Consider the following 256-nt stretch of genomic DNA (forward strand, 5'->3'; position numbering starts at 1 on the left):
GTTCAGGCCCGCCGCGATCTGCGCTGAGGAGTAGTCACCATAGTGATTGAGATAACCGCCGCAGCAGTTCATCAGGCGTGCCACCAGCGTTTTTCCCGGCGGCCAGGAGCGGGTCAACGTGCCGCCAAGCGTTCCGGTACCGTAGTTCAGGTAGATGGATTCGTTGCCGTACTCTTTAATAAGGCGCTGCATATTGGTGGCGATGATATCGTAGGCTTCATCCCAGCTAATCCGCTCGAACTTCCCTTCCCCACGC

General features: G+C 57.4%; 1 protein-coding gene. It reads right to left on the bottom strand.

Features of this window, described 5'->3' with window-relative positions; all coding sequences use genetic code 11:
* Nucleotides 1-256, bottom strand: a 256-nt coding sequence (locus ACWXWW_RS18170) for a molybdopterin-dependent oxidoreductase (protein ID WP_455971427.1), incomplete at both ends; no start/stop codon positions are given.

Source organism: Microbacterium sp. KNMS, from assembly GCF_053851835.1.